Below are 6,151 nucleotides of genomic sequence, written 5' to 3'. Positions count from 1 at the left end.
CAAGAACAATAGCACCACTCAACGTTGTGTTTACGTATCCACCCTAATCGGAGCCCTGCGCAAGGGTAGATATCATCCTAAACCGAATAACAGTAAGAAGTATTGTTATTGAGGGAATCGGGAATCGTGAATCGGGAATCGGGAATCGGGAATCGGGAATCGGGAATCGGGAATCGGGAATCGGGAATCGGGAATCGGGAATCGGGAATCGGGAATCGGGAATCGGGAATCGGGAATCGGGAAGAAGTCTTGAAAACTACTTCTTCCCGATTCCCAGACTCTTCCCCTCAGCTAATCATTGCTGGGTAAGAGTTTCAAAATGTGTTTCTTATAGCGGTTCTGATATTAATCAGGTACACAGGATTTTTTTCCTGTTTCCTACTCCCGTTTTGATGCAGTCGCTTATGGGGGTTTCCGCCAAGACCGTAATGGTGCGTTTTCCGTGATGGCGAACGCGCCCCGCGTGACCTACGGTCAAGGGATTGCTCGCCATCACGGGTCGCACCTCTGCATCGCTGTTCTCTGTTCCCTGTTCCCAGATCCGCTGTTCCCTGTTCCCTAAATACCCAGAACTATGTACTTAACAAAATCCCAAACCGCTATAAGAGTATTAATCACCAATTGGGTTAGCATCTCCGACAAACCTCAACAAGTCTGTCATAGTAAATGTTCCTGGTTTTTCAGAAGGAAGTATCGGCGTCCACTGGGAGCAGCGTGATAAAAATGAGTTGCGATCGCCTTCGATAAGACCAACAAAAACTTCAGCCAAAATACGGCTTCCTACATCGCCCAAACGCACTCCGTTACCTTGGATTTGGGCTTCTTTGAGGATATAGTACCACAAGGGGGACTTAACATCAAAACCAAACTGGGCGGCAACATTGCCATCTTGCCCTGTGGAAATATCTTCCTTACTCAAGGGCCGGAATCCCATGCAGCGAGCCACATCTTGACCAGCGGGCAAGCCAAGGTTACGACCACGCAACAGATTTCTCACCGCTAGGGAATTAGGTGGTGGAACATTAGGCAAATTCTTGAGGGGGTCAACTAGAAATGGATCAAGTTGGCGGCTCAAGTTAACCGGTACATTAGAATCGATCGGGAAGAAACGACGCCAGTCAATCACCCAATCACTGGGAATAGGAACGATTTGACCCGATTGAGCAGTGAATAAGAACAGCAGTTGTAAGGTTGCAGGAGTTACCCCACCAGGACGAGAAGTAAACACTCGGTTGTAGTCATAATCCGCACGGATCATGCTGTGTCCGAGACGATAAGCTGCTACAGAGAATTCCACAGGCATGAACGGATCCTGACCAAACTTGAAGAAGCGCCGACCGCCTTCAAGTACTTCTATTAGCTGCTTCTGGTCAATGACGCGAGACAAGAAATCGAACAGTACAATCCACTGATAGTGCCAAACTACCAATTCTCGGGCTGCCTCAAAGGTAGACTTGCCCATGATAGAGTCTGCTTGAATGCTGCCATCACGGATGCCCTCAACTATCTTGTTGTGAAACTTCAGGAAAGCTAGGTGGGTCTGGGCAACAATTAAATTTTCATCATTACGGGGGTCACCAATGATGGCCAGAGTACTAGGAGAACGAGGCAAATCGTTGGGCAATTCTGTGGGAATAGACGAATCGCCACCACCAGGTTGTTGGTTAGTTTTGCCAATTAAAAACAGATCTGAGTCATCGATTTGGTAGAGATAGGGTTGAACATCAGGACCAGAACCATACAGACTATCAAGATCCAGCTTTGGCGTGCGAAAATTTTTCACCGCCAAGGGGTCAACCATCATATCTCCGAGAGCAGTGGTATCGAAGGTAATGTCATGATCGATGAATTGACCCAAATAAGTGTAACCAGCAGGTACATTGATATTATCGCCCTTTGGATTATTAGGGTCAGTATCATTCATGGCGTTCCCCAGCTGAGTCAAACCCTCTTCTGAAGGGGTGAAAGCAGGTAGATTAGGAAACATTCTGCCAAACTTACCTGTGGGGGCAAATTCACTGGGGGGTTGATGTTCACCCTTGCGAGGACCAAATCCATGGCGTCTTAACATAATTAAGCTGCTTTTATACCTGTTTTTGTGGTTTATATATCCACTATGAGCTAGCAAACAGATTAATAACAGTACCCTCGAGGGTGAAATTTTTGGCAAGGATATGTTGTATAGTGCTACGCGCAAGTCAGACGTCAGAAGTCAGTCTAAAGAAGGTGGGCAGTGCATCAAACCGACCAGATCAGCTCGGCTTTGGGCGTTACTACAGCAACTAGTTCCCATGGATAAGGTCTAAACTGGGTTGTTAATGACTGCTATATCGGTGCCTGTTTCATCGTAATCATCCACTAAAACCATTAGGAGCAACTTATGAGCGTTGTGGCTGCCAGAAAATACCCTGATAAACTAGTTTTTGCCTCCGATAGCATTCGGCTGTCAGGATACCTCAAGCAAACTCACCGTGTGACTGGGGATGAGTGGGGCAAGCTATTTGAAATCAATAACATGATTATTGGCGGCGTGGGTTATACCATGGAATTGAGTTTCATGCAAATATTTGCCAGAAACCATTCTCCAGCCGCTCCTACCGTTGAGGCTGTTCTCGATTTTATTGTTGAATTTTATAGTTGGGCAAAGGATAAAGACGATACCTTTGGTCGCAGGAATGAATATTTGTTAGCAGTAGAACAGGATATTTTTTGTATCAGTGATGGCTATCTCGTGGATAAAATTAATGAATTTGGTGCCATTGGTGCTGGACAAGATTATGCTCTGACCGCAATGTACTTAGATAAAACCCCTGAAGAAGCGGTAGCGATTGCTAATGAGCTTTGCGTGTATTGCTCTCCTCCGATTAATGTGATTACTAAGGAAATTAGCGACATCTGACTTGGGTATAGTGCTGAGTACTAAGCGTTTTTCACGGTTGACCGTTGACGGTTGGGTGTAAACCAGATCCTGTAAAGGAGACATTAGTACCCAGCACTCAAGACTTAGCTTAATCCTGTTTGGATTTAGTCAGTCCTAAGTCATTTTCCTCACTATACCGTTCCATAAAACGAATGAAACGATCCCACTGCTCTGGAGATTTAATCACGTAAGTTGCTTCTATACCCATTGGTTCACCATTAACAAATTTGCCATTAACGTTACTGGTAGAAATCTCACCTTCTTCGTCAACCATGTACATTCCGGTGATATCTTCCTTAAAGTCTTTATCGATAGCTTGAGGCTTTTGAAAATAGAAGGTTGCAGTGCCAGTCTGACCAGTTTTAGAGCGAGTTATACGTACGTCGGGCACAACTTCTTCTTTGATGCCTCTAGAGAACTGAATTTCTGCCATGCTATAAGTCCGATTAAGAAAATATTAAGAATCTTTACACCACTATCTTCTCATCCAAGCTGCAATAAATGGCAAAAAATTTTAACTGATGCCTAGGTTCACGACCTAGCAATGGCGAAAATAATCCAAATTTAGCCTAACCAGTGGGAAAATGGAATTACACTGATACCGTTTCGGCAAACCGATTTAAGCAATCACTCGATCATACATGGGTAAACAGCGCGTTCTATCTGGAGTTCAACCAACTGGCAATCTTCACCTGGGTAACTATCTTGGAGCTATCCGCAACTGGGTCGAAGGTCAAAGTCAGTACGATAATCTATTTTGTGTAGTTGATTTACATGCTATTACTGTACCCCATAACCCAGCAACTCTAGCAGAAGATACCTTAAGCATTGCTGCCCTCTACTTAGCCTGCGGGATTGATTTAGAATGCTCTACTATCTTCGTACAATCCCATATCCCTGCCCACAGTGAACTAGCTTGGCTGCTCAACTGCATTACCCCTCTTAACTGGCTAGAGCGAATGATCCAGTTCAAGGAAAAAGCGGTGAAACAAGGGGAAAATGTAAGTACTGGCTTACTGGACTACCCAGTGTTGATGGCAGCGGATATTATACTTTATGATGCCGATAAAGTGCCAGTGGGAGAAGACCAAAAGCAACACATCGAACTGACTCGTAATATCGCTATCCGAGTTAATGACAAGTTTGGCAGTCAGGAGAAACTTGTGCTAAAGTTGCCAGAGCCTATGATCCGGCAAACGGGTGCTCGTGTCATGAGTCTCACTGATGGCAGGCGCAAAATGTCTAAGTCTGATCCATCCGAGTTGAGCAGGATTAACGTGCTTGACTCTCCTGAGGAGATCCAAAAGAAAATCAAGCGCTGTAAAACTGACCCAACTAGAGGCTTATGGTTTGATGACCCAGAACGCCCGGAATGTGATAATCTACTAACGTTGTATACCCTGCTTTCTGGGAAAACGAAGGAAGAGGTGGCTACAGAATGTCGGGATATGGGTTGGGGTACATTCAAGCCCTTACTGACAGAAGTAACAATTGAAGCACTCAAGCCGATTCAACAGAAGTATCACGATGTTAGGTCAGAGCAGGGCTATCTTGAGGGCGTGTTGCGAGAGGGGCGACAAAAAGCGGAAGCGATCGCAAACCAGACCTTGTCCAGGGTGAAAACTGCATTAGGGTTCATTGCTGTAACCTAATTCCTGGAGATAAGTAAATACTATAACCAATGACTAACCCCACTAAGAATTCGTTTCGCACTGCCGTTGAGTCCGGTGAATTTTTGATTACTGCAGAAGTGGCACCCCCCAAGGGGGGTAACCCAGCTCACATGGTCAAAATGGCTCAAACCCTCAAAGATAGAGTCCATGCTATCAATATCACTGATGGCTCTAGGGCAGTCATGCGGATGTCGTCTTGGGCAGCCTCGGTGATTTTACGCCACCAGGGAATTGAACCAATTTGTCAGGTGGCTTGTCGCGATCGCAACCGCATCGCCTTGCAAGCTGACTTGATGGGTATTAACGCTTTAGGTATCGGTAATATTCTCGCCCTAACCGGTGATCCAGTCAAAGCAGGTGATCATCCTGATGCTAAAAGTGTATTTGATTTGGAATCAGTACGCCTATTGCAACTAATTACTAAGCTAAATCAAGGGGTTGATTTCAATGATAAGCCCCTTACTGATCAAGCAACTGATTTATTTACTGGTGCAGCAGTAGACCCCCAGCTCAAGAGTTGGTCAGGCTTACAAAGTCGGTTTGAAAAGAAACTGGAAGCGGGAGCAGAGTTTTTCCAAAGCCAGCTCATTTGCGATTTTGATCGCCTAGAGAAGTTTATGGATCAGATTGCGGCTGGTACTAATAAGCCAATTTTAGCAGGGATATTTTTGATCAAATCCGCTAAAAATGCTAAGTTTATTAATAAAAAAGTTCCAGGGGTTAATATCCCTGACGAAATTATTGATCGGCTAGCAGCAGCAGATAATCAGTTACAAGAAGGGATAAAAATTGCCGCTGAACAAGTTAAGCTAGCACAGCAACTGTGCCAGGGTGTTCACATGATGGCAGTCCGGCGAGAAGACTTGATTCCCCAGATTTTGGATTTGGCTGGCATTTCGCCATTGCAGAAATCTTCTCCCGTTAATGACTTTGTTTGTAAGTAAATTTCAGATAAATTGTTATAGCGCTGCGACCAGGGAATAGGGAATAGGGAATAGGGAATAGGGTAAATATACCTTCTTCTATTCCCACCCTGCCTAATCTACCCACACTTCCCACACTCCTCCCTCTTACCTGTTACCTTTTCTCCTTTTAACTAATACTAAAAATTACCGAACTAACTACAGGGGATAGGGTGAAAAAAGTTTGACTAATGTCTGTGAATGTCTCAATCAGTGAACGCCTCTGGAGGGATTGTAAAACATTGATTAGTTTTGAATCCGAGCTAATGGTAATATCCTGGCGCAATTGTTCCCGGGAAACGGGTGTGGTACTTATTCCTAGATACTTTATCACTTCTATTTCTGACTGATCTAAGCGATTCAACTGTGCAATTAAAATTAACCTCATTGGCTCGGGAACAAATACCTCATTCAAGCTTAAAAATTTCGAGACACTGCCATTAAAGTATTTTTCAATTGTTGTCGCTACGTAAGCATTCAGGTGTAGAGATTGACAAAGTCACCCCACTCACTTCAAAAGCGGAATCAGAGACAATTCGTGAGAACGCTGCCTGACTGCTAAGGACACAGCCTGACTCAGGAACTTTATGGTATTA

At 44.6% G+C, this 6,151-nt stretch carries 8 protein-coding genes; 4 read left to right on the top strand and 4 right to left on the bottom strand.

Annotated elements, in window-relative coordinates; genetic code table 11:
• Positions 1-108 precede the first annotated feature (108 nt).
• On the top strand, positions 109-309 hold the full coding sequence (locus F6K46_RS37695) for a hypothetical protein (RefSeq protein ID WP_293117992.1): 201 nt from the start codon (positions 109-111) through the stop codon (positions 307-309).
• A 301-nt stretch (positions 310-610) separates the two neighbouring features.
• Here the strand turns inward: F6K46_RS37695 and F6K46_RS37690 are convergent, their stop codons facing one another.
• Positions 611-2,071, bottom strand: coding sequence for a heme peroxidase family protein (locus tag F6K46_RS37690; RefSeq protein WP_293067989.1), 1,461 nt, complete (start codon positions 2,069-2,071; stop codon positions 611-613).
• A gap of 309 nt (positions 2,072-2,380) precedes the next feature.
• On the opposite strand from F6K46_RS37690, the gene F6K46_RS37685 reads away from it, so the two are divergent.
• On the top strand, positions 2,381-2,899 hold the full coding sequence (locus tag F6K46_RS37685) for a hypothetical protein (RefSeq protein WP_293067992.1): 519 nt from the start codon (positions 2,381-2,383) through the stop codon (positions 2,897-2,899).
• A gap of 109 nt (positions 2,900-3,008) precedes the next feature.
• Here the strand turns inward: F6K46_RS37685 and psb28 are convergent, their stop codons facing one another.
• Complete coding sequence (psb28, locus tag F6K46_RS37680; RefSeq protein WP_075901396.1) at positions 3,009-3,353, bottom strand: photosystem II reaction center protein Psb28; 345 nt, start codon at positions 3,351-3,353, stop codon at positions 3,009-3,011.
• Between the two features lie 208 nt (positions 3,354-3,561).
• On the opposite strand from psb28, the gene trpS reads away from it, so the two are divergent.
• A complete protein-coding gene (gene trpS, locus F6K46_RS37675) occupies positions 3,562-4,572 on the top strand; it encodes a tryptophan--tRNA ligase (protein WP_293067995.1) in 1,011 nt (336 codons plus the stop codon).
• A 29-nt stretch (positions 4,573-4,601) separates the two neighbouring features.
• Positions 4,602-5,537 (top strand): methylenetetrahydrofolate reductase, encoded by a 936-nt coding sequence (locus F6K46_RS37670; protein WP_293067998.1) that lies wholly within the window; start codon positions 4,602-4,604, stop codon positions 5,535-5,537.
• Here F6K46_RS37670 and F6K46_RS37665 read toward each other — a convergent pair.
• Positions 5,515-5,643 carry a hypothetical protein gene (locus F6K46_RS37665; RefSeq protein WP_293068001.1) on the bottom strand — a complete coding sequence of 43 codons (129 nt, stop codon included), beginning with the start codon at positions 5,641-5,643 and terminating at the stop codon, positions 5,515-5,517. The two genes, F6K46_RS37670 and F6K46_RS37665, sit on opposite strands and share 23 nt — an antisense overlap.
• 42 nt (positions 5,644-5,685) lie before the next feature.
• A complete protein-coding gene (locus F6K46_RS37660) occupies positions 5,686-5,943 on the bottom strand; it encodes a hypothetical protein (protein ID WP_293068004.1) in 258 nt (85 codons plus the stop codon).
• Positions 5,944-6,151: the final 208 nt, after the last annotated feature.

It is taken from the genome of Moorena sp. SIO3E8 (genome assembly GCF_010692445.1).
GTDB lineage: Bacteria > Cyanobacteriota > Cyanobacteriia > Cyanobacteriales > Coleofasciculaceae > Moorena > Moorena bouillonii.
The sequence above is the reverse complement of the archived record's forward strand: the minus strand, read 5'-3'. Positions and strand labels throughout refer to the sequence as shown.

Coding starts and splice junctions, on each gene's coding strand:
- F6K46_RS37685 (WP_293067992.1), top strand. CDS start 2,381: ATGAGCGTTGTGGCTGCCAGAAAATACCCTGATAAACTAGTTTTTGCC.
- psb28 (WP_075901396.1), bottom strand. CDS start 3,353: ATGGCAGAAATTCAGTTCTCTAGAGGCATCAAAGAAGAAGTTGTGCCC.
- trpS (WP_293067995.1), top strand. CDS start 3,562: ATGGGTAAACAGCGCGTTCTATCTGGAGTTCAACCAACTGGCAATCTT.
- F6K46_RS37690 (WP_293067989.1), bottom strand. CDS start 2,071: ATGTTAAGACGCCATGGATTTGGTCCTCGCAAGGGTGAACATCAACCC.
- F6K46_RS37660 (WP_293068004.1), bottom strand. CDS start 5,943: ATGAGGTTAATTTTAATTGCACAGTTGAATCGCTTAGATCAGTCAGAA.
- F6K46_RS37670 (WP_293067998.1), top strand. CDS start 4,602: ATGACTAACCCCACTAAGAATTCGTTTCGCACTGCCGTTGAGTCCGGT.